This is a genomic window from Chryseobacterium indologenes, assembly GCF_018362995.1.
Classification (GTDB): domain Bacteria; phylum Bacteroidota; class Bacteroidia; order Flavobacteriales; family Weeksellaceae; genus Chryseobacterium; species Chryseobacterium indologenes_G.
Map to the genome: position 1 here is coordinate 2,512,084 of NZ_CP074372.1, position 22,858 is coordinate 2,534,941.

A 22,858-nucleotide genomic window follows, 5' to 3' on the forward strand; every position below is an offset into this window, starting at 1 on the left:
CCTATGCCGACAACAAAAAAACTACATCTGAAAATACTGTTTTCGATTCTTTTGCTGTTGGCATTTTTTTCCTGTGACTCCAAAAAAACGGAACAGGCTATTTCTCATCAAAATCCGCATGAGATTACTTTCATCAGCGTATCCGACATTGGAGGATATCTTGGAAATTACAGAATTATTAAAGTCACAAAAGATTCCGTTTTTGCAGAAAAAGGAATGACAGCCAATCAAACCCATAAAAAATGGTCGTCTGCCATCAATTCCAACACATGGAAACAGCTTGTATCATCAGTAAGGATTGTAGATCTCGACCATATTAAAAGCTCTCCCAGCCTACAATCGGTAGACGGAACAGATGAAACTTTTCAGATCCGGACTCCGAAAAAATCACACATCTATGTGAATGCTTATGCAGACACTTTACATTACAAGCAATTACAACAACTTAAAGAACAAATAGACAAAATTCTTCCCAAAGAATACAAATAAACATGCAGGAAAATTTTTCATTACAACCTTATAACACATTCGGTGTTGAAGCCAAAGCCCGCTATTTTACTGAAGTCAATACCATTGATGAATTAAAAGAGGCTCTTATTTTTTCGAAAACCCAATCTCTTCAGCTTCTGTTTCTAGGAGGAGGAAGCAATATTCTTCTTACCAAAGATCTTGACGGTCTTGCCATCAGACTTAATTTAAAAGGAATTACCGAAGAGAGCATCAACGAAAATGAAGTATTGGTAACAGCAAAAGCAGGTGAAAACTGGCATGAATTTGTGATGTACTGCCTGCAGCAGAATTTTGGAGGGTTAGAAAATCTTTCTTTAATTCCCGGAAATGTAGGTACTTCTCCGATGCAGAATATCGGGGCTTATGGGACAGAAATCAAAGATATTTTTGTAAACTGTAAGGTATTGGATTTAGAAAAGCTTGAACTGAGAACCTTCAATCTGGAACAGTGCAAGTTCGGTTACAGAGATTCTATTTTCAAACAGGAAGGAAAAGGCAGATATGTGATTCTGGAAGTCACTTTTAAACTTACCAAAAAAGATCATTCTATCAAAACAGAATATGGTGCGATTAAATCTGAACTGGAAAATCTCGGCGTTGAAAATCCAACCATTCAGGATATTTCCAAAGCGGTTATCAATATAAGACAAAGCAAACTGCCGGATCCTAAGGAAATAGGAAATGCCGGAAGCTTTTTCAAAAATCCAACTATTCCTCTAGCTCAATTTGAAGATTTAAAGCAAAAGTTTGAAAATATACAGGGCTATCCAAATGGTGATATGGTAAAAGTTCCTGCAGGATGGCTGATTGAACAATGTGGATGGAAAGGAAAGCAGATTGGAAATGTAGCTTCACACAAATTGCAGTCACTGGTTATCATCAATGCTACCGGGAATGCTACCGGAAAAGAAATTTTTGATTTTTCCACTGAGATTATTAATTCTGTGAAAGAAAAATTCGGAATAGAATTAGAAAGGGAAGTGAATATTATTTAATCTAAAAATATATAAAGGCTTTGAATACAGTCTTTATATATACACTATTTTTAAAAATATTGGTAAACGCAAAGGTGCAGGGGTATTAATTTCTTTGAGTTTTTAAGGCACAAGGATTTTATCTCAGATAAAATGCGTTATGGCTGCATGATAGCTGGAAAATAGTAAGGCTGGATTCTTTCAGAATGACAACACAACGCTTAGCTTATCCGTACACTTTGTCATTCCGTAGGAATCTATGCATAGATGGAATGAAAAACACAAGGACAGAAGTTATTTTCTAAGCTTTATGTTGTAAAGCACAAGGATTTTATCTCAGATAAAATGCGTTATGGCTGCATGATAGCTGGAAAATAGTAAGGCTGGATTCTTTCAGAATGACAAACACAACGCTTAGCTTATCCGTACACTTTGTCATTCCGTAGGAATCTATGCATAGATGGAATGAAAAACACAAGGACACAGGTTATTTTCTAAACTTTATGTTGTAAGGCGCTAAGATTTTATCTCCGATAAAATTCAATGCTGTTCGATCTTTGTGCGACAAAAAGGATTAACCTTATCTCATTTCATTCTCACCCTTGCAGAAAATCTCACATTGAGCGAAGTCGAAATGTTCTTGCGCCTTACAACAGCATGTCATTCAAAATCTTTGCGCCTTTGCGTTTTCCCAACCATATCTCATTACAAGTTTCCAAAAAATCATTATTTTAGCTTAAAATTTACAATCCGTAATGAAAATAGCTATTCTTGGAGCCGGAAATATGGGACTTTCTTTTTCAAAATCATTTTTGAAATACGAGCTGATCAAACCTGAACACCTTCATCTGATTATCAGAAATCAGGAAAAAATCTCCAAAATAGCTGAAGAATTCCCCAAATCTAAAATTTCCACCTTTGAAGAAGTGAAAGAACTCGATGCGGATTTGATCATCATCGCTGTAAAACCTCAGGATTTTCAGTCGGTTGCCCAAAATATTCAATTTACTTTAAAAGAAAACCAGATGGTATTATCCATCATGGCGGGAATCAATATTGAAAAAATTCAAAAATTACTTAATCATCCGCTTGTTGTAAGAGCAATGCCGAACTCTCCTACCCTTCTGGGAATGGGAATTACGGGATATACCGCTGCAGAAGGAATTTCTTTCAGTCAACTCATAAGTATAGAAAGATTACTGAACAGCACGGGAAGATCTGTTTATCTGGAAGAAGAAGAACTCCTGGACGGTGTTACAGCACTTTCAGGAAGTGGTCCCGCTTATTTTTATTACATCATTGATGCAATGATTAAGGCCGGAATTGAAATGGGAATTGAAGAAAATCTCTCCAAACTTTTTGTAAAGCAGACAATGCTGGGAGCTTATCACCTGATCAATAACTCAGAAAAAAATCTTGAAGAGCTTATTAAAGATGTCGCATCTAAAGGCGGAACTACTGAAGCTGCTTTAAAAACATTTGAAGACAACAGCTTCAAAGAAATTCTGAAAAAGGGAATTCTGAACGCTGAAAAACGCGCCAAGGAACTTAATAATTAAATTTTTTTTCAAAAATCCTGCAAAATACCCATCCCAGATACACCCCAAATGTATTCAGGATGATATCGTCTACCTCAAATATTCCCATTCTTGTAAAGTATTGCAGTGCTTCAACAATAACGATACATGAGATAAAACTAAATAACAATGGTTTTAGTTTTTTCAGATCCGGCAAAACCCACCCCAAAAATCCAAAAGGAATAAACATGATAACATTTCCCAGGACAATCATTACAATATCTATCGTCTTATTCGGACCCTGGATAAATTTTATTGTAGAAAAAACGGGTTCTAACGTAAGGAGATTTTCTTCATACTGAAACCTGTCCATTCCCAAAAACATCAGGTAAAGCAAAAACAGAGTATACGGAACAATACTAATTTTATATATTTTCTTTAACATTGAACTGCTAATATATTCATTTCAAAAACATTAAATTTGTGTATTAAAATAATTTAATGAAATACGTTCTACTTACACTTATTTCAGCAATGCTGCTGTCGGTTTCATGGCCAACTTATGGAGTTCCGTTTTTTATATTTTTTGCCCTTGTTCCTCTTCTGATGATGGAGCATGGAGTTTCGAAATTCTCAGATTACAAAAGGAAAAGCTGGGTCGTCTTCGGATTGTCTTATCTATGTTTTGTGATCTGGAACATAGTCACTACAGGATGGCTGTATGGCTCAAAGAATCCTGACGGAAGCCATTCTCTGATGGCTGTTGTATTCCCGGTATTGGTCAACTCTCTTTTATATTCATTAGTATTCCAATGTTATCACTGGTACAAAAATGCTCAGGGAACCTATTGGGGATTAGGATTTTTGATCGCGATCTGGATGAGCTTTGAAAAATTTCATTTGGGATGGGAACTGACATGGCCATGGCTGAATCTGGGGAATGTATTCGCCGACTATCCAAAACTGATCCAGTGGTATGACACTTTAGGTGCTACCGGAGGAAGTTTCTGGATTCTTCTGATCAATGTTCTGATTTTTTATACCGTAAGAACCTGGGAAGCTGGAAGAAAGAGAAAAGACCTGATTAAAAATTCAGCTATTGTTGGAGCTTTAATTGTTCTGCCAATGATCATTTCAGTGATCAAATACAATAATTTTGATGAAAAACCAGCCGGCCAGGTGAGTGTTCTGATGTTACAGCCGGATCTTGATCCTTATGCTGAAAAGTATTCGAAAGACAGCCTTACCATTGAGCAGGATTTACTGGCACTTGCTGAAAAAAATTCTACCGGTAAAATTGATTATTATATTGCGCCGGAAACTGCTCTTCCCGGCAGAGGATCTATTTCCGAAACGGCTTTTGAAAAGAGCTTACTTTTAAATAATATCAAAGGATTTCTATCCAATCATCCGGGATCTGTTTTTGCAACCGGAATTTCTTCGCACCGTTTTTTTTATAATCCTGCTGATTTACCTAAAGAAGCTTACCAGATCAATAGTGGTGTTTGGGTGAGCAGTTATAATACAGCAATTCAATTGGTTCCTAACCAGAAAGTACTGGCATACCACAAAGGGAAATTGGTGCCTGGTGTTGAAATATTCCCTTATATGAATGTTTTAAAACCACTTTTAGGAGATGCTATGCTCAACCTGGGAGGTACTGTAGCCTCTTTGGGAACAGACAAAGAAAGAGTTGCTTTTTCAAATCCTTACAACAAAGGGAAACTGGCGCCTATTATCTGCTATGAAAGTATTTACGGTGAGTTTGTAACTGAATACGTAAAAAAAGGAGCCAATTTTTTAGCTATTATGACGAATGATTCCTGGTGGGGTGTTACAGAAGGACATAAACAGCTTTTATCTTATGCTAAACTGAGAGCTATTGAAACCAGAAGAGAAATTGCCCGTGCTGCGAACAGCGGAATTTCTGCCCACATCAATGCTAAAGGTGAGGTGACTGCCGATACTTTCTATGGAGACAAAACGGCCTTATTTGCAAAAGTGAATCTGTATGATACAAAGACATTTTATACAAGGGCAGGTGATCTTCTTTCAAGGTTTTCCATATTTGCATTGGGCTTTTTATTGTTTTACTATTTGATTGAATGGTTCAAAAATAAAACGAAGAAAGCGTAATTGTTAAACACTAGTTACACAAATTTTCGCACGAATACCACAATCTGCGACATTTAAAAAATATTTTAAACATAAAAAAAGAGAAAGCCAGCTGGACGTCTGGCTTTTCTCATTGATAGAAGATAGAATTGATTCAATTACTTAATCGTAAGCTTCTTTGTGGTTATTTCGTTTTTTATCTTCAGTTTTAATAAATACACTCCTTTAGGTAAATGAGAAACATCAATAGACTGATCTCCATTCACACTGATATTCAGTTTTTTTCCATCCATTGAATACATTTCAGCTTCCGAAACCTTTTCTCCCTTAATATATACTTTATCTGATACAGGATTCGGATAGATGATAAGCTGTTTATCATATTTAATTTCAGCTGTTCCCAATACACTTTGTACAGAAGCATCAGAATACACCTTTGAAGCATCAATAGATTTCACACTCCAGTATACATTCTCAATGGCCGGATCAAGATCCAGAAACCATGATGGGGTCGTCACAACATATTTAGTAATATCATGAGCGCCCTGTGTAGATCCTACTGTGATTTCATAACGCAACGCATCTACCGGAGTTTTGTCATCCGAAGCACCACTCCATGTAAAATTAAAACGGTTTCCGTTTTTAGTCATATTCAGTTGGGTTGGCGGTGTAGGCTTTGCATTTGCGGCAGTAGAATTATTTTTAAATACTTTAGTGAGTGAAGGCAGATCAGAAGCAGCCCAGTCAAATCCACCCAACAGGATATCCAGATGATGATCATTATTAAAATCAAACAGCTGTACCAGTCCCGGACCTCCAAGCGCAGTTATACCCGATAATGTTCCTTCATTAAACTTATTATTGGAAACATCATAGATATACGTTTTCACAACAGCATTATAGTTTTCATTTCCTGAAATGATAAAGTCGTAATACCCGTCATTATTAAGGTCACCAACACTCAGTGAAAGATCTGAAATATCAGTTCCGGTAATTGTTTGAGGAATCAGATTACCTGTACCATCGTTCATCAGAACTGCAAAATATCCTTCATCATTTCCGTCTCTTCCAATCACGACAATATCCTGAAAACCATCCGCATTGAAGTCTGCAAAATCTATTTTCCCAACAGCTACAGGCGCAAGATCCTGCGTAGGAGTAAGAACTCCTGCCTGATTCATATACACTTTAGAAACCGGATCACCATTGATATCTGATCCGATAATGACCAGATCAAGAAGCTTGTCATTATTAAGGTCTACTACTTTAAAGCTTCCGCTTTGAGTTCCGTCAACCCAGTTTGCTGTCAGATCAAAACCGACACCTGTATTTTTATAATAATCCAATGTATTTCCAAACCCTCCTCCATGGGCATATTGAGTTCCGTTGACCGCATAATCCGATTTTCCGTCATGATTAAAATCAAAAACTTCTACAGATCCATAAATTTTCCCGGGAAGTTCAGCTTCTTTCACAAACCCTGTCCCTGTATTTTTGAATCGGTACTGTTTATAATTTACAACATCCATATAGCTGAGTCCTGTGGAAATAATATCCATCAATCCATCATTATTATAATCAATAAATCTGATATCCCCCAGATGGGTCACATCGGCTCCCAATCCTGCATAAGGTAACAATGTTGTTCCATTGTTCTGATATACTTCATTATAAGTACTGTCTACATTTCCATCACCATCAGAATCTATCGCCCCATTCAGCACAATATCAAGCGTACCATTGTTGTCTATATCTGCGATATCAGCTGCGGAATAATAAAAATTATTCATGCTGGTTTGTACCTCTGTAAAATTCTGAGCCATCAGACCGACAGGCAACATAGACAATAAAATATAAATCCTCTTCATAGTTGTTTTTATTTAGATTAATTAAAAACAAAGATAGAATATTAACTTCTTTGCTTAAAAAAAAGCCTGTATGAATTATATCAGCACTGATTATCTGCTGTATCCCAAGGATTCTGCTATTTTAAAAATTCATGATTATTAATCAGTCACTTATTTGCAAATATTTTCTAAAAGATTTGTCTATCTAAAAAATTCTTCGTTATTTTGCACTCTCAAATATTATACAAATAAGAACATCGAGATATGTCAAGAATTTGCCAAATAACAGGAAAGCGTGCAATGGTTGGTAACAACGTTTCTCACGCTAATAACAAAACGAAGCGTCGTTTTGAAATTAACTTATTAGAGAAGAAGTTTTACCTTCCAGAGCAAGATAAGCACGTAACACTGAAAGTATCAGCTCATGGATTGAGAGTGATTAACAAGATTGGAATCGAGGAAGCTATTGAAAGAGCTACTAGAAACGGATTGATTAAAAAGAATTAATAAATCATGGCAAAAAAAGGAAATAGAGTTCAAGTAATCCTTGAATGTACAGAGCACAAAGAAAGCGGTATGCCAGGAATGTCTAGATACATTTCTACAAAAAATAAAAAGAACACTACAGAGAGATTGGAATTGAAAAAATACAATCCTGTTCTTAAGAGATCTACCCTTCACAAAGAAATTAAGTAATTTATAAATAATAACTTACCATGGCAAAGAAAGTAGTAGCAACCCTACAAAGCGGTCAGTCTAAGAAAATGACGAAAGTAGTGAAAATGGTTAAGTCTTCTAAATCAGGAGCTTACGTTTTCGAAGAAAAAGTAATGAATGCTGACGAAGTAGACGGTTATTTGAAAAAATAGTCAGTACTTTGTTTACAATATAAAAAACTACTCATATTTTGGGTAGTTTTTTTGTTATCTTTGTGCACCAGATTATTAATCAGTAAAGTATGAAAAAGATACTTGTTCTGGCCTGCACAGCAACTTTTCTATTTTCATTCAGTCAGAAAACAATGAACCCAGTAGAATATAAAAGTTCGCCAAAAGTTTTCAACATAAAAGGCCTTTCACAGTCAGTAAGTATTGACTGCGGGAGTTCCAAAATGATTTTATTATCCGGGCAGGTACCTCTGGACACGGAAGGTAATCTTGTGGGAAATACGATAGAGGAGCAGACACAGCAGGTTTTCAAAAATATCGAGAACATCCTGAAAGAATATGGAGGAACAGGAAAAGATATCATTAAACTTGGAATCTTTACCACAGACATCAAAAAAACACCTGATTTCAGAAAAGTAAGGGATTTGTATGTCAATCTTCAAAACCCTCCTGTAAGCAGCCTTGTGGAAGTAAGCAGGCTTTTCAGAGATGATGTGCTTGTAGAAGTAGAAGCCACAGCAGTGATTAAAAATAAATAAGAATAAACTAAAACTATGAGTTGGTTTAAAAATATTTTCAAAAAAGAAGAAAAAGAAACCTTAGACAAAGGATTGGAAAAATCCAGCCAGGGATTCTTTGAAAAAATGACAAAAGCCGTAGTCGGTAAAAGCAAAGTAGATGACGAAGTTCTTGATGATCTTGAAGAAGTACTTATTGCATCCGATGTAGGCGCCTCTACTACTATTAAAATCATAGGAAGAATTGAAGAACGTGTTGCCAGAGACAAATATGTAAGTGTAAACGAACTGGATAAAATTCTTCGTGATGAGATTTCAGGATTATTGCTTGAAAATCCTCACGCCGGTACAGGAAATATTGATACCTCCAAAAAACCTTATGTCATCATGGTGGTAGGAGTAAATGGAGTGGGAAAAACAACGACTATCGGAAAACTGGCTCACCAGTTCAAATCAGAGGGTAAAAAAGTAGTTCTCGGAGCTGCTGACACCTTCAGAGCCGCTGCAGTAGATCAACTGGTGATCTGGAGTGAAAGAGTGGGCGTTCCTATCGTAAAACAGGAAATGGGGTCTGATCCTGCTTCCGTGGCATTTGATACTGTACAAAGCGCTGTAGCACAAAATGCAGACGTTGTGATCATTGATACGGCAGGAAGACTTCACAACAAGATCAACCTGATGAACGAACTTTCCAAGATCAAAAGAGTTATGCAGAAAGTAATTCCTGATGCACCTCATGAGATCTTGCTGGTTCTTGACGGTTCTACCGGACAGAATGCCTTTGAACAGGCAAAACAGTTTACAGCAGCCACGGAAGTAAATGCATTGGCAGTTACAAAACTAGACGGAACAGCAAAAGGAGGTGTGGTAATTGGTATCTCTGACCAGTTCCAGATTCCTGTTAAATATATTGGTGTAGGCGAAAAAATGCAGGATCTACAGCTTTTTAATGGTACGGAATTTGTAGACTCATTCTTCAAGAAAAGATGATTTATATCATGTTTTCCCTTATATTAGCAACAAATCAATTTTAAATATTAACAATTAAAAAAATTTGCAACTATGGGAATACTAACATGGATCTTATTCGGTCTTATTGCTGGTGCTATCGCTAAAATGATCATGCCCGGAACTCAGGGAGGAGGATGGCTAATCACTATTATCCTGGGGATTCTGGGAGCATTTATAGGAGGAGCTATAGGAGTTTACATTCTCCATTGGGGAGATGTCACTTCATTCTGGAATCCGAGAAGCTGGATTCTTTCAATTGGGGGAGCTTTAATCATCCTCTGGATTTACGGAATGGCTACCAAGAAAAGCTGATATTAACGCTGATAAAAAAATAAAATCCCGGATCTGAAATTTCAGATCCGGGATTTTTGTATACAATATAAATTTAGTTAGTTGTTGATTCTGATCTGGTAAGGCATTTCCATCTTCACCTCAGACTGCAGCTTTTTGTCTGTAATCTGCTGTAGAATCTCATAGTTGGATTTACCGATCTTGTTCTTAATAATTCTGGCAGAAACGTCCTCCTCATTCAGATCCTTGAAGATTTGCTCAAATGGTGTCATTCTCTTAGGGAAAGCGTCTACCTGGTAAGACTTCAATCCTGCTTTTTGTGCAGCAAATTTCACAGCATCATTCAAAGTACCAAGTTCATCTACTAAACCGATCTCTTTGGCACGAACCCCGCTCCATACTCTACCGCCACCTACATTATCAATCTGCTCAAAAGTTTTCTTTCTGTTCTGCGTTACGAAATGTACAAATCTTTTATAAGTACCTTCCACACTTCTCGTCATCATATTTACCCCATAAGGAGTCACTCCGTTTAGTCCTGAATAATACATAGAGTTGGCATTCGTAGAAACAATATCCGCACGGATTCCGTTTTTGTTCGCTATATCTTTATAATAAGGCATTACCCCAAATACTCCGATAGAACCGGTAAGTGTGTTAGGCTCTGAATAAATTTTATCAGCTGCCATGGCAACATAATATCCTCCTGAAGCGGCATAGTCACCGAAAGAAACCACCAATGGCTTTTTCTTTTTCAGCTGCTGCAATTCAAATAAAATCTCATCTGAAGCATTGGCACTTCCCCCAGGAGAGTTGATTCTGAAAACTACTGCCTTCACTTTGTCATCATCCTGAAGCTTTTTAATATACTTCACATATTTCTCAGAGTGAATGTCATTATATTCGTCTCCGTTGTTGATAGATCCTGAAGCATAAAGCACCGCAATCTTTTCACCGGATTTGTCTTCATCAGCGTAAGAATTGATATAGCTGGTCAAAGAAATCTTATTCAGCTTTTCTTTTTCTTTTACACTCAGTTTTGTCTTAAGAAGATCTTCATATTCTGATTTCTGAATAAGTTTATCCGCAAGCTTATATTTCAAACTCTGCTCAGGAATCATTCCGTATAAACTGTCTGTAATCGTTCTGAACTGTGCCGTATCAATTTTTCTTGAAGCAGCCATTTTATTGGATGTATTTTTCCAAAGGTCGTTCAGAAGAGTACTTAGCTGTTCTTTATTTTCAGGTGAAATATCATTTCTTAAAAAAGGTTCTACAGCAGATTTGAATTTGCCGTGACGGATCACTTCAATCCCAATGCCGTATTTATCAGCAAAATCTTTAAAGAAAGTAACTTCAGTGGAAAGACCTTTCAATTCAATGCCTCCTGCCGGATGCAGATAATATTTATCCGCCACAGATCCTAAATAATAAGCGGATTGTGATACTCCGTTTCCATAAGCATACACAAATTTTCCGCTTTTCTTAAAATCTTCAATAGCATTTCTAAGATCATCAATCTGAGTCAGACCTGCATTCAGATTATCTGCCTCAATACTGATCCCTTTAATATTATCATCGGTCTTAGCTTTATTGATAGCTTCCAATGCATCATATAAAAGGACACTTTTATTTTGGGCACCTATACCAAACAATCCCATCTCCTCTTCAGTAGGACTATCAATTATATTTGTCTTTAAATTAATCGTAAGAACCGAGTTCTTTTTCACCGCCACCGACTTATCACTTCCCATAGAACTGAACACGAGCATCATAATGAAAAAGATGAAAAATAGAGCGCAAAGTATGACAATTGCTACTATATTTGCCAAAACATTTTTGAAGAAACTTCTCATAAATCAATCAATTTTCTAATATGTCGCAGCATAAGGTCGTTTTGTTACTAGGAAGTAACTTAGGAGAGCAAAAAAAAAATGTAGAGCTTGCATTAAAGAAGCTAGAAGATGTTGGAAATCACATTTCACAAACCAGCGAATATTTAATGTCTGAGCCCGTAGAGTTTGTCAGTTCCAATATTTTTTGTAATATTGCAGCAATAATATTCACTTCTCTTTCGCCAATTCAACTGCTTGATTGTATTAAGAATATAGAAGTTGAGATGGGAAGAATTAATGATTCAAAGGTATCCGGAGGTTATACTGACAGGATAATAGACATTGATATCATTAAGTATAATGAATTAAATTTTCAATCAGAAAGATTAGAAATCCCTCATAAAAAACATCTTTTTGAAAGGGATTTTTCCAGAGTATTATTAAAAGATTTTATTTAAAACATAAAACATATTGTATGAAATTAGGTTTATTATTATTGGCTACGACATTGCCAATTGCAGCGTTCGCACAGAACAGCAGCACTACAGTAAACTCTTCCACAGAGTATCCTAATACATTCTCCTCAGGCTCCGCTAATGTACAACCTTTCGACAATAAAGCCAGACGCTTCAGAGACTGGTCTATTTCTGTCGGGGGAGGTCCTGCATTTATGGTTCACTCCGATTTAAAATCTATCCGCAAGGATAAGACCAATTGGGGGTACAATGCCTATGTAAGCGTAGACAAACAAATCACACATGCATTCGCTCTAAGCGTTATGTATATGAGAGGAGAAACGAAACAGACGGCACAGCTTCCCGGTGCTGCAGGTGTAAAATCAGGAATTGCTACTGCAACAACACAGTTTGACAACATCTCTTTATTAGGAGATATTAACTTCTCGAACTTATTCAGAAGAGTAGACAACCATTCCCCATACAGATGGGCATTCCATGGATATATGGGAATTGGAGTTCAGGGATTCAGAACATCATTACATGATAATGATGAGTTTAGATGGAGCACTACTCCAAGAAGAACCCCTTTATTCATTAAGCAAGACATTGATATCAACTCTATCTTCTACCAGGGAGGTGTAGGAATTAAATATAATGTCTCAAAACTTATTGATGTTGAAGCAAGAACCATGTACATCATCAGTGGTGATGATGAATTTGATGGCGGCGGATGGGCTGATCCTAATGACTATGATCCTTCAACGCCAGGTTCAAAATATAATATGCTAAACTCCAGAAGATCAGATAATGCCTGGACAGTAAGTTTAGGAGTATCTTTCAAATTAGGAAAGCAGTTATCTCACCTTGCATGGCATGACCCACTTCAGGAAGCTTACTACAGAACCAGTGTTCTTGAAAATGCATCAACAGATCTTGTTGTTTGCGAAAAAGGAGATGCTGACAATGACGGAGTATGTGATGATTGGGACAGACAGCTTGATACTCCTGCAGGAGCAAGAGTAGATGGTGCCGGAGTTGCTTTAGACATGGACCTTGACGGAGTTATTGACCTTTATGATAAGTGTGTAACTGTACCAGGACCAGTTGAAAATAACGGATGTCCTATCAAATAATTAAAAATTCTTTTTCAAAAGAAATCAAATAATAAATACACGATGAAATTAAGTTTAGCAATTGTAGCATTTGCTCTGGCAATTCCTTCTGCCACTTATGCACAAGACTCAACGGCAGTTTCAAAAGGAGAATACCCTAATACATTTTCTTCGGGATCTGCTAATGTTTCCCCATTTACCAATCAATCTAAAAGATTTAATGATTGGTCTATTTCAGTAGGGGCTGGAGTTCCACTTCTTCAGTCGGCAGATTTAACCTCAATCAAAAATGGTAACGGTAAAAACCTTTTTGGATATTCTGCCTATGTAAGTATTGATAAAGCCATTACTCATGCTTTCGGAATCAATCTGCAATATGACAGAGGTGAAACCAGACAAGGATGGTTCAATACTAAAAATGCAGCACCTGATGCAACAGCGGTAGCAGCTAGAACTCAATATGATGCAATTTCAATCTTAGGAGACATTAACTTTTCTAATTTATTAAGAAGAGTTGATAATCATTCTCCTTACAGATGGGCTCTTCATGGATATGCAGGTATCGGTACCATTGCATACAGAGCATACCAGAAAGATGGAAATAACAGACAGACATTGATGACTGAAATTAAACCTTTCCAATTAGGTTCTTTGTTCTTCCAGGCTGGTACAGGTCTGAAGTTTAAAGTAAACAGAAGAATCGATATTGAAGGTAGATTAATGTATGTAGTAACCGGTGATGATGAATTTGATGGTGGTGGTGATGCTTACAGCGCTATCAACAAACGTTCTGAGCAGGTTTCTGACAACTTCTTCAATGCGACTTTAGGTCTTACTTTCAAATTAGGGAAACATGAGTCTCACCTAATGTGGCATGACCCGCTTCAGGAAATCTATTACAAACTGGATGTACTGGCTAATAAAAACCAGGATATCGAAGTATGTAAAAAAGGAGATGCTGATAACGACGGGGTATGCGATGATTGGGACAGACAGCTTGACACTCCTGCAGGAGCAAGAGTGGATGGTGCCGGAGTTGCTCTTGATGTCGACCTGGATGGTGTAATTGACCTTTACGACAAATGTGTAACGGTTCCTGGACCTGTTGAAAACAATGGATGTCCTATCAAAAAAGATAACAAGGAAACTGCTGTAGAAGTAGAGAAAACCCTTAAAGATATTTACTTCAATTTTAATAAAGCGACTATCAGACCTGAATCTAATGAAAAATTGGATCTGGCAGCTTCAATTATTAAAGAAAATGGAGGTAATTATCTGTTAACAGGACATACCGATATCAAAGGAAATGCAGCTTACAACTTAAGGCTGTCTAAAGAAAGAGCAGCTGCTGTTGTAGGAGCTCTGGAAACCAGAGGTATCAATGAAAATGTACTGAAATCAAGAGGAGTAGGTTCCGCAGAAGCTACGATCCCTGCATCAGCTTCAGATGCTGAAAGAATGGCAGACAGAAAAGTTACGGTAAAATTTATAGAAACATCAGAATGGGATTCTATCAAAAAGAAAGACTATGAAGATGCACCTGTAAAGAAAGCAGTAAAAAAAGCACCTGCTAAGAAAAAGAAGAAATAATTTATAATACATCAAACCGAAAAGAATTATTTCTTTTCGGTTTATTTTTTTTCTACTACGAATTATTTTACATACCTTTATCATTATTTTCGGGATAGTAATATGAAACACATTAAAAATCAACTAGTTTGATTTGAAAAAAAATAATAAAAAATCGCTTTTTGGCGTAAAAAATCATTTAAAATAACTTAACTTAAAAAAATAACACTATGAAATTAAGTTTAGCAATTGTAGCATTTGCTTTGGCAATTCCTTCTGCCACTTATGCACAAGACTCAACGGCAGTTTCAAAAGGAGAATACCCTAATACATTTTCTTCGGGATCTGCTAATGTTTCCCCTTTCACCAGCCAATCTAAAAGATTTAACGATTGGTCTATCTCTGCAGGGGTTGGAGTTCCACTTCTTCAGTCAGCAGATTTGACTTCAATCAAAAATGGTAACGGAAAAAACCTTTTTGGATATTCAGCCTATCTAAGTATTGATAAAGCCATTACTCATGCTTTCGGAATCAATCTACAGTATGATAAAGGTGAAACCAGACAAGGATGGTTCAATACTAAAAATGCTGCACCTGATGCAACAGCAGTGGGAGCCAGAACTCAGTATGATGCTATCTCAATCTTAGGAGACATTAACTTTTCTAATTTATTAAGAAGAGTTGATAACCATTCTCCTTACAGATGGGCTCTTCATGGATATGCAGGTATCGGTACTATCGCTTACAGAGCATACCAGAAAGACGGAAGCAACAAACAGAGATTAATGACTGAAGTAAAACCTTTCCAATTAGGTTCTATGTTCATGCAGGCTGGTACAGGTCTGAAGTTTAAAGTGAACAGAAGAATTGATATTGAAGGTAGATTAATGTACGTAGTAACCGGTGATGATGAATTTGATGGTGGTGGTGATGCTTACAGCGCTATCAACAAGCGTTCTGAGCAGGTTTCTGACAACTTCTTCAATGCAACTTTAGGGGTTTCCGTAAAATTAGGAAAACACGAATCTCACCTAATGTGGCATGACCCACTTCAAGAAATCTATTACAAACTGGATGTACTGGCTAATAAAAATCAGGATATCGAAGTATGTAAAAAAGGAGATGCTGATAACGACGGGGTATGTGACGATTGGGACAGACAACTTGACACTCCTGCAGGAGCAAGAGTGGATGGTGCCGGAGTTGCCCTTGATACAGACCTTGATGGTGTAATTGATCTTTACGACAAGTGTGTAACGGTTCCTGGACCTGTTGAAAACAACGGATGTCCTGTAGCAACAACAGGACCTGTAGTAGAAACAGAAACTAAATTGGAAGGAATCGAATTTGATTTAAATTCTGACAGAATTTTACCTTCAAACACTCCAATCTTAAATAATGCTGTAAACTATATTAATTCTTCAAATGGTTCTTATAGTGTAATAGGAGCTACTGATACAAGAGGTACTGATGCTTACAACCAAAAACTATCTGAAAGAAGAGCAAACAACGTTAAGAACTATCTGATCAAAAACGGTGTTCAAACAGGTAAACTACAGGCAATAGGAAAAGGTGAAAAAGACCTTAAATACCCTGAGTGTGAGCCAGCAACGAAGTGCCCTGAATGGAAAAACAGAGCCAACAGAAGAGTTTACTTCGAAGCTAAATAATAAACTTATTTATATTATATGAAAGTCACGCCTGGCGTGACTTTTTTTGTCATAATACTTTCCTTATTTTTACAACATGATTTCGCCGCAAGATTTTCAAAAGCTCAAATATGATACTCTTAAGTATTTCTGGGGTTATACCGACTTCAGAGATGCTCAAGAAGAAATTATTAACGCTGTCATTAATGAAAAAGACACTTTGGTTCTGTTACCCACAGGAGCAGGAAAATCTTTATGCTATCAATTACCCGCTTTACTGAAAGAAGGAACCTGCCTGGTAGTTTCTCCCTTACTTGCACTAATGAAAGACCAAGTAAATCAGCTTAAATCCCGTGGTATAGAAGCAGAATATCTTTCCTCTGAACTGGATGAATATGATGCGGAAACAATTTACGACCGCTGTAAAGAAGGCCTTACCAAATTACTCTATGTTTCTCCTGAAAGACTTACCAATACTCAGTTTATTCAGAACATGCAGGAAATTCAGTTATCCTTTATTGCAGTTGATGAAGCTCACTGTATCTCAGAATGGGGTCAGGATTTTAGACCAAGTTATCAGAATATTAAAGGATTCAGAAGCAATAATCCTGAGATCCCTTGTCTTGCCCTGACAGCCACTGCAACACCAAAAGTCCTGGAAGAAATCAAAAATAAACTGGAGCTTAAGAAACCCTTTGTTTTCCAAAAAAGTTTCAAGAGAGAGAACATTAAAATATTTACAGATGAAGTAGCTGATAAATTCCAACGTGTTTTTGATATTCTAAAATACAGTAATGATTCTGGAATTGTATATGTAAGAACCAGAAAAGAAGCTGAACTGCTGGCAGAATTTTTGAAAAAAAATCAACTGAAAAATGTAGATTATTTTCATGCGGGCCTAACCACCAAAGAAAAAAATGCCAGACAGAATCTTTGGAACAACAGTGACAATCATGTTCTTATTTCCACCAATGCCTTTGGAATGGGTATTGACAAAGATAATGTACGATTTGTAATCCACTACTCTCCTGCCGCCTCCCTGGAAAACTATTATCAAGAAATCGGAAGAGCCGGAAGAGATGGAAAAGACAGTTTTGCCTTCATGCTTTGGAATAAACAGGAACTCCTGAATTTTGATCAGATCTTAAAAAACCAAACACCCAACAAAGCAGAATTTTTAAAGATCATCAGCTACCTCTACTCTATTTTCCAGGTAGCAGAATTTGAGCTTCCTGAAAAAACATTCCAGCTGAATACTCTTGGGATACAGAATTTCACAAAACTGTCGAAAGCAAAAATCAACAACATACTTAATTTTCTGCACAACCAGGAAATTATCTACTACAATGAAAACAAAAGCCTGTCTTCTCTCGAACTATTTATCAAAGCAGACGAGATAGATCAGCTACCACAAAAAGATGCTTATTTCATGGAGCTTCTTTTCCGTACGATATCCGGTATTACTACCCATAAGGTAATGTTCAGCGAACAGCAGGTAAGCAATAAAATCAATGTCAGTGTCCCTTTGATCAAAGAACGTCTTAAGGAACTGCAGCAAAAGAATTACCTTGAATATATTGATGGCGCGCTGTCCAGTATTAAATTCCTGAAACCCCGCGATGAAAGAGCGGTAAATAGTGCGTATTGGAAGTTGTTTGAACATATTCAGAGAAATAAAATCCAGAAATGGGAAGAGATGAAGTTTTATGCAGAAAATAATGAATACTGCAAAATGAAACTCATCCTGGCCTATTTTGGTGAAAAAAATTCAAAAAACTGTGGCCAATGTTCTGTTTGTGAAAAAAATAAACAGTCAATGTTTGGTAAAAATATTTCCCAGCAGATCATTAATTTATTAGCTAAAAAGCCGTCAACAATTGAAGAGCTTTCTATACAGTTGAGCTATCATTCTAAAGAGAATATCTTAGAAAACCTTATTTTTCTTTTAGATTCCGGAAAGGTAAGAATGCTGAACTTCAGAACGTACGAGCTTAATCATCAATAATGAGCAATGAGCAATAATAAGAATAGAATATTTTTTAATTAAAAAATAAAATATACTCATCCTATCTCTAAAACTCTACTACTCTCAGACTTTAACACCCTTCGACTCTCAGATCAAAAACTTATCTTTGTAGTATGAAATCATTGAAAGTCGTTTTTTTAGGGACTCCTGAGTTTGCAAAAACATCTTTGGAGGCAATCCATCAATCTCACCATCAGGTGGTAGGTGTTGTAACTGTAGCTGATAAAGCAAGTGGACGTGGACAGAAAATTCACCAATCCCCTGTAAAAGTCTATGCTGAAGAAAACAATATCCCTGTTTTTCAGCCGGAAAAGCTGAGAAATCCTGAATTTTTGGAAGAACTTAGAAAACTGGATGCTGATGTTTTTGTAGTAGTGGCTTTCAGAATGATGCCTAAAGTTCTTTTTGAAATGCCTAAAATGGGTACCTTCAATCTTCATGCTTCTTTACTGCCAGATTACAGAGGAGCAGCTCCCATCAACTATGCAGTCATTAACGGTGAAGAAAAATCAGGAGCAACTACTTTCTTTATTAATGAAAAAATTGATGAAGGTAATATTCTTCTTCAGCAGGAAATAGAAATTTTACCTGACGAAAATGCAGGAAGCCTTCATGACAGACTCATGGAAGTGGGTTCAAAACTCGTAGTGAAAACATTAGACGGTCTTGCTGAAAACGCTATTGAAGAAAAACCTCAGCCACAGGTAGAACATCCTAAAAATGCTTATAAAATTTTCAAGGAAGATACCAGAATCAAGTGGGATCAGTCTTCAAAAACCATTCATCAGTTTATTCTGGGAATGTCTCCTTATCCTGCAGCTTTCACAACTTTAAAAATTGAAAACGAAGAAAAAGGATTAAAGATATTCGGTGGCAAATTTGAACTTTCTGACCATGGAAAACCGGTAGGAACTTTAGATATTTCCAAAAATGAATTTAAAATCTATACTCAGGACGGAATTTATTATCCTCTGGAACTTCAGTTGGAAGGTAAAAAAAGAATGACTGTAAAGGATTTTTTAAATGGTTTCAGGAATTTCGATGGAATCACATTAAACTAAGAATAAGATTCAGATCATTATCTTACTATACAAAAGCCATAAAAGTATTTGAAATAAAACTTTTATGGCTTTTTAAATTTTATATCATTAAAAAAGGCTTAGGAAATCCTAAACCTTTTATATTGTAAACAGTTAAAACTTATCGTTGACTATTCAATTTATTATAGTTGAACCATCTCGGTAACCTCTACATCGTATCCTCCAACCTGAGGTTTGATATTAGGATTTTGAGTGATTACTTTGAACTTATTAATTCCTAAATTCTTTAAGATCTGCGTTCCAATTCCATAATCTCTGTAATTGTACGCTAAAGTAGGATGCTGCTCCTGACCATCCTGATAGTTCAGAAACTGCTGAAGTTTTCTCAATGTATTTTCAGAATTAGAAACGTTATTGATAAAAATGATCGCTCCTTTTCCAGCTTCATTTACCATACCGGTTACTTTTTCCAATAATGGCTTTTCACCGTTATTTAATCTTGTCAACACATCGAAATAAGAATCAGAAGACTGTACTCTCACTAAAACCGGCTCATCTACGGTCCATGCTCCTTTTGTCAGTGCAAAGTGGATCTGATCATTAGAAGTTTCTCTGAAAGCATAAAAATCAAAATCACCGTAGTGCGTTTTCACTTTTTTCTCTTCAAGTCTTTCAACCAGGTTACCTTTTTTAAGCTGATAATGGATCAGATCTTCAATAGAAACAATCTTCATATCGTGTTTCTGAGCGAATGCATGAAGTTCAGGCAGACGGGACATAGTACCATCCTCATTCATGATCTCACAGATTACTCCACCTTCTTTTAGCCCTGCTAAATTCGTAAGATCGATAGCAGCTTCAGTATGTCCGGCTCTTTTCAATACTCCTCCTTTTCTTGCACGAAGCGGGAAAATGTGGCCAGGTCTCATAAAGTCTGTAGGTTTGGATTTTTCATCCATCAGTGCTAAAATTGTTTTTGCTCTGTCTCCTGCAGAAATTCCGGTAGATGTTCCGTTTCCTAAAAGGTCAACCGATACGGTAAAAGCAGTTTCTTTAGGATCGCTGCTTCTGCTTACCATCACTTCAAGCCCAAGCTCATCACATCTTTTTTCAGGAAGCGGCATACAAATAAGCCCTCTTCCATGAAGAGCCATAAAATTGATAATTTCCGGTGTTGTCAACTCTGCTGCGCAAAGAAAATCTCCTTCATTTTCTCTGTCTTCATCATCTACTACTATGATTATTTTACCATTTTTAAGGTCTTCAATAGCCTCTGGAATAGTATTTAATTTAATATCGGACATTTTTACTTTTTATTTTTGCAAAGATACTCATAAAAATAAGCATCTGCCAATTAATTATGAAGGGTTTATTACGCTTCGGATAAAGAGTTCACAGCCTCTCTGAAAATTTCGTAAGATCTTAATCTTTTCTGATGGTCGTAGATATGGGAGTTGATCATCAGTTCATCCACCTGGAATTTTTCCTGAAAATTTTTAAGCTTTTCCTGAACTTCATCCTGATCTCCGATAAAAGTATATCTCAGTTTCTGCAGAACCATGGATTTTTCCATTGGTGACCAGATTTCGTCCATATCGTCAACAGGCGGAGCAAAAGGCTTTCTGTCGTTTCTTACAATATTGATGAAGGCCTGGAATAAAGTAGTAGAGATTTTATGTGCTTCCTCAGAGGTTTCTGCTGCTACGCCATTTACGCAGGCAATAATATAAGGCTTATCCAGATATTTTGAAGGCTCAAAATGTTCTCTGTATATTTTAAAAGCCATTTCCATCTGCTCCGGAGCAAAATGTCCCGCAAATGCATAAGGTAAGCCAAGTTCCGCAGCCAGCCATGCACTATCTGTACTTGATCCCAGAATATAAATGGGAACATCCAGCCCTTCCCCAGGAATAGCACGAACCATAGCATCTGAATTTTCCTTAGAAAAATAACGCTGAAGTTCCAGAATCTGTCTTGGAAACTGTTCATTAATAATAGCAGGATTTCTTCCCAATGCCTGAGCCGTCAATCCGTCAGTTCCGGGTGCTCTTCCAACCCCAAGATCTATTCTTCCGGGAAAAAGAGACTCCAGGGTACCGAACTGTTCTGCAATAATCAGAGAGCTGTGGTTCGGAAGCATAACACCGCCGGAACCCACTCTGATTGTCTTCGTTCCGTTGGCAATAAAACCGATCAGAACTGAAGTAGCCGAGCTCGCAATACTTTCCATATTGTGATGCTCTGCCAGCCAAAATCTTTTATAGTTTAAATTTTCAGCATGGTTCGCTAATGATAAGCTGTCCTGAAAAGTATCGTGAATGCTTTTGCCTTGCTTTACCGGTGCAAGATCTAAAACAGAAATTTCAAAATTTTTCATATTGAGATGTTAATTTTTCTTTGGTCTGAAAAAACCATACAAATTTAAAACATAAAATCTGCATTAGTTACTTTTTGTAATTAATAAAACCGATCGGTTAATTCAGGGAAAAACTATTGGAATTAAAATTTTCTTTAGTTGATTTTAGTTATATGATTTTTGAATAAATACTTTACTAAAATTTATAGAATTCAACAATAATAATTCAATAAAAAGAGAAATATTTATTATATTCGTATACCAAATCATTAAAAAAACTTTAATATGAACAAAAAAACCAATGGGCTGTTTTCTCAGAAAATATTCTCAAAAAGAACTGTCCTTATGAGCATTATTATGACTGCAGTTCTAACATCATGTAGTAAGAATAATGAAGAAATCACTTCAGAAGCTCAAACCAATGCTTTCAATGTTAAAAACGTTAAAAAAGGACAAATGAATGGTCAGGAAATCACTTATGAAAGAAAAAACGGAATGAATTTTTTCCAGGGAGATATTGTTTTGTCCGACAAACAACTGGCAGAAGGTAGTGAAGCCAATAAGGGCGGCGCTAGTTTTTCAAGATGGCCAAACGGTAAAATTTATTACACCATTGCCAGTAACATGGGCTCTATCAATGTCAATAAAATCAATTCTGCAATCAGCGAGTACAACAACAAAACCAATACTCAGTGGATCTACCGCACTAATCAGTCTAATTATGTTGAATTTATTTTTGGAAGTTCATCAGGATCGGATGGCTGGGCTCATATCGGTTATCAGGGAGGAAAACAAACCGTTTCTCTGGACCAGTATATTTCTGTAGGATCGGTAATTCATGAAATGGGACATACAGTAGGACTTTATCATGAGCATACCCGTAAAGACAGGGATCAATATGTAAAAATCCTGTGGAACAATATCCAGAGCGGGCAGTCTTATAATTTCAATATCTATAACTCAGGAACGGATATTGGCCCTTTTAATATTAATTCCGTGATGATGTACTGGCCGACTTCTTATTCTAAAAATGGACTGCCAACTATCACAAGAGCGGATAATTCGAACTTTACGTATAACAGAACCGGTTTTACAACAGGAGATATTAATACAATCAACACAATGTATCCTTAATTTTCAGGA

General features: G+C 36.6%; 22 protein-coding genes. 17 read left to right on the forward strand and 5 right to left on the reverse strand.

Translation table 11 applies throughout. The annotated features are described in order from the left end of the window. Positions 1-3 precede the first annotated feature (3 nt). The 3 genes from DYR29_RS11335 to proC all read left to right on the forward strand — a co-directional run bounded on the left by DYR29_RS11335 (position 4) and on the right by proC (position 3,043). Positions 4-489, forward strand: a complete 486-nt coding sequence (locus DYR29_RS11335) for a hypothetical protein (protein WP_213276950.1) — start codon at positions 4-6, stop codon at positions 487-489. Continuing rightward, positions 486-1,505: a UDP-N-acetylmuramate dehydrogenase gene (gene murB / locus DYR29_RS11340; protein ID WP_213280614.1), complete on the forward strand. Its 1,020-nt coding sequence runs from the start codon at positions 486-488 to the stop codon at positions 1,503-1,505. The genes DYR29_RS11335 and murB overlap by 4 nt, the downstream gene beginning before the upstream one ends. Before the next feature lie 734 nt (positions 1,506-2,239). After that, on the forward strand, positions 2,240-3,043 hold the full coding sequence (gene proC / locus DYR29_RS11345; protein WP_213276952.1) for a pyrroline-5-carboxylate reductase: 804 nt from the start codon (positions 2,240-2,242) through the stop codon (positions 3,041-3,043). On the opposite strand, the gene DYR29_RS11350 is transcribed toward proC, so the two are convergent. Next, entirely contained in the window at positions 3,033-3,446 is a 414-nt protein-coding gene (locus DYR29_RS11350; RefSeq protein WP_213276953.1) for a VanZ family protein, read from the reverse strand. The two genes, proC and DYR29_RS11350, sit on opposite strands and share 11 nt — an antisense overlap. A 56-nt stretch (positions 3,447-3,502) precedes the next feature. Between DYR29_RS11350 and lnt the strand changes: the two genes are divergently transcribed. Beyond that, the gene (gene lnt, locus DYR29_RS11355; RefSeq protein WP_213276954.1) at positions 3,503-5,137 is read left to right on the forward strand and encodes an apolipoprotein N-acyltransferase; all 1,635 of its coding nucleotides are present in this window, start codon (positions 3,503-3,505) and stop codon (positions 5,135-5,137) included. Between the two features lie 137 nt (positions 5,138-5,274). Here the strand turns inward: lnt and DYR29_RS11360 are convergent, their stop codons facing one another. Beyond that, a complete protein-coding gene (locus DYR29_RS11360; protein WP_249413482.1) occupies positions 5,275-6,984 on the reverse strand; it encodes a T9SS type A sorting domain-containing protein in 1,710 nt (569 codons plus the stop codon). 243 nt (positions 6,985-7,227) lie between these two features. On the opposite strand from DYR29_RS11360, the gene rpmB reads away from it, so the two are divergent. From rpmB to DYR29_RS11390, 6 genes are all read left to right on the forward strand, one after another. Next, positions 7,228-7,470 (forward strand): 50S ribosomal protein L28, encoded by a 243-nt coding sequence (gene rpmB, locus DYR29_RS11365; protein ID WP_002976757.1) that lies wholly within the window; start codon positions 7,228-7,230, stop codon positions 7,468-7,470. A 6-nt stretch (positions 7,471-7,476) separates the two neighbouring features. Next, on the forward strand, positions 7,477-7,659 hold the full coding sequence (rpmG, locus tag DYR29_RS11370) for a 50S ribosomal protein L33 (protein WP_027373683.1): 183 nt from the start codon (positions 7,477-7,479) through the stop codon (positions 7,657-7,659). Positions 7,660-7,679: 20 nt separating this feature from the next. Then, positions 7,680-7,832, forward strand: a complete 153-nt coding sequence (locus DYR29_RS11375) for a DUF4295 domain-containing protein (protein ID WP_002976755.1) — start codon at positions 7,680-7,682, stop codon at positions 7,830-7,832. 89 nt (positions 7,833-7,921) lie between these two features. Further along, on the forward strand, positions 7,922-8,389 hold the full coding sequence (locus DYR29_RS11380) for a RidA family protein (protein WP_213276955.1): 468 nt from the start codon (positions 7,922-7,924) through the stop codon (positions 8,387-8,389). 15 nt (positions 8,390-8,404) lie between these two features. Continuing rightward, positions 8,405-9,358 (forward strand): signal recognition particle-docking protein FtsY, encoded by a 954-nt coding sequence (gene ftsY / locus DYR29_RS11385; RefSeq protein ID WP_047425904.1) that lies wholly within the window; start codon positions 8,405-8,407, stop codon positions 9,356-9,358. Positions 9,359-9,430: 72 nt separating this feature from the next. Further along, positions 9,431-9,691 (forward strand): GlsB/YeaQ/YmgE family stress response membrane protein, encoded by a 261-nt coding sequence (locus tag DYR29_RS11390; RefSeq protein WP_050019846.1) that lies wholly within the window; start codon positions 9,431-9,433, stop codon positions 9,689-9,691. Between the two features lie 77 nt (positions 9,692-9,768). Here the strand turns inward: DYR29_RS11390 and sppA are convergent, their stop codons facing one another. Next, positions 9,769-11,526: a signal peptide peptidase SppA gene (sppA, locus tag DYR29_RS11395; RefSeq protein ID WP_213276956.1), complete on the reverse strand. Its 1,758-nt coding sequence runs from the start codon at positions 11,524-11,526 to the stop codon at positions 9,769-9,771. A gap of 20 nt (positions 11,527-11,546) precedes the next feature. Here sppA and folK point away from each other — a divergent pair, with 20 nt between their 5' ends. The 6 genes from folK to fmt all read left to right on the forward strand — a co-directional run bounded on the left by folK (position 11,547) and on the right by fmt (position 19,380). Beyond that, positions 11,547-11,963 (forward strand): 2-amino-4-hydroxy-6-hydroxymethyldihydropteridine diphosphokinase, encoded by a 417-nt coding sequence (gene folK / locus DYR29_RS11400; protein ID WP_213276957.1) that lies wholly within the window; start codon positions 11,547-11,549, stop codon positions 11,961-11,963. 17 nt (positions 11,964-11,980) lie between these two features. Then, positions 11,981-13,096 carry an OmpA family protein gene (locus DYR29_RS11405; protein ID WP_213276958.1) on the forward strand — a complete coding sequence of 372 codons (1,116 nt, stop codon included), beginning with the start codon at positions 11,981-11,983 and terminating at the stop codon, positions 13,094-13,096. A gap of 42 nt (positions 13,097-13,138) precedes the next feature. After that, positions 13,139-14,665 carry an OmpA family protein gene (locus DYR29_RS11410; RefSeq protein WP_213276960.1) on the forward strand — a complete coding sequence of 509 codons (1,527 nt, stop codon included), beginning with the start codon at positions 13,139-13,141 and terminating at the stop codon, positions 14,663-14,665. Between the two features lie 209 nt (positions 14,666-14,874). Next, the gene (locus DYR29_RS11415; RefSeq protein WP_142717790.1) at positions 14,875-16,314 is read left to right on the forward strand and encodes an OmpA family protein; all 1,440 of its coding nucleotides are present in this window, start codon (positions 14,875-14,877) and stop codon (positions 16,312-16,314) included. 76 nt (positions 16,315-16,390) lie between these two features. Next, positions 16,391-18,298, forward strand: coding sequence for a RecQ family ATP-dependent DNA helicase (locus DYR29_RS11420; protein ID WP_213276961.1), 1,908 nt, complete (start codon positions 16,391-16,393; stop codon positions 18,296-18,298). A gap of 134 nt (positions 18,299-18,432) precedes the next feature. Continuing rightward, the gene (gene fmt, locus DYR29_RS11425; protein ID WP_213276962.1) at positions 18,433-19,380 is read left to right on the forward strand and encodes a methionyl-tRNA formyltransferase; all 948 of its coding nucleotides are present in this window, start codon (positions 18,433-18,435) and stop codon (positions 19,378-19,380) included. A gap of 161 nt (positions 19,381-19,541) precedes the next feature. Here fmt and ribB read toward each other — a convergent pair whose 3' ends face one another. Further along, complete coding sequence (gene ribB / locus DYR29_RS11430) at positions 19,542-20,663, reverse strand: 3,4-dihydroxy-2-butanone-4-phosphate synthase (RefSeq protein ID WP_047425887.1); 1,122 nt, start codon at positions 20,661-20,663, stop codon at positions 19,542-19,544. A 68-nt stretch (positions 20,664-20,731) separates the two neighbouring features. Further along, a complete protein-coding gene (locus tag DYR29_RS11435) occupies positions 20,732-21,736 on the reverse strand; it encodes an LLM class flavin-dependent oxidoreductase (protein WP_213276964.1) in 1,005 nt (334 codons plus the stop codon). 264 nt (positions 21,737-22,000) lie between these two features. Between DYR29_RS11435 and DYR29_RS11440 the strand changes: the two genes are divergently transcribed. Continuing rightward, entirely contained in the window at positions 22,001-22,849 is an 849-nt protein-coding gene (locus tag DYR29_RS11440) for a M12 family metallopeptidase (RefSeq protein ID WP_213276965.1), read from the forward strand. The last annotated feature ends 9 nt before the right edge of the window (positions 22,850-22,858 follow it).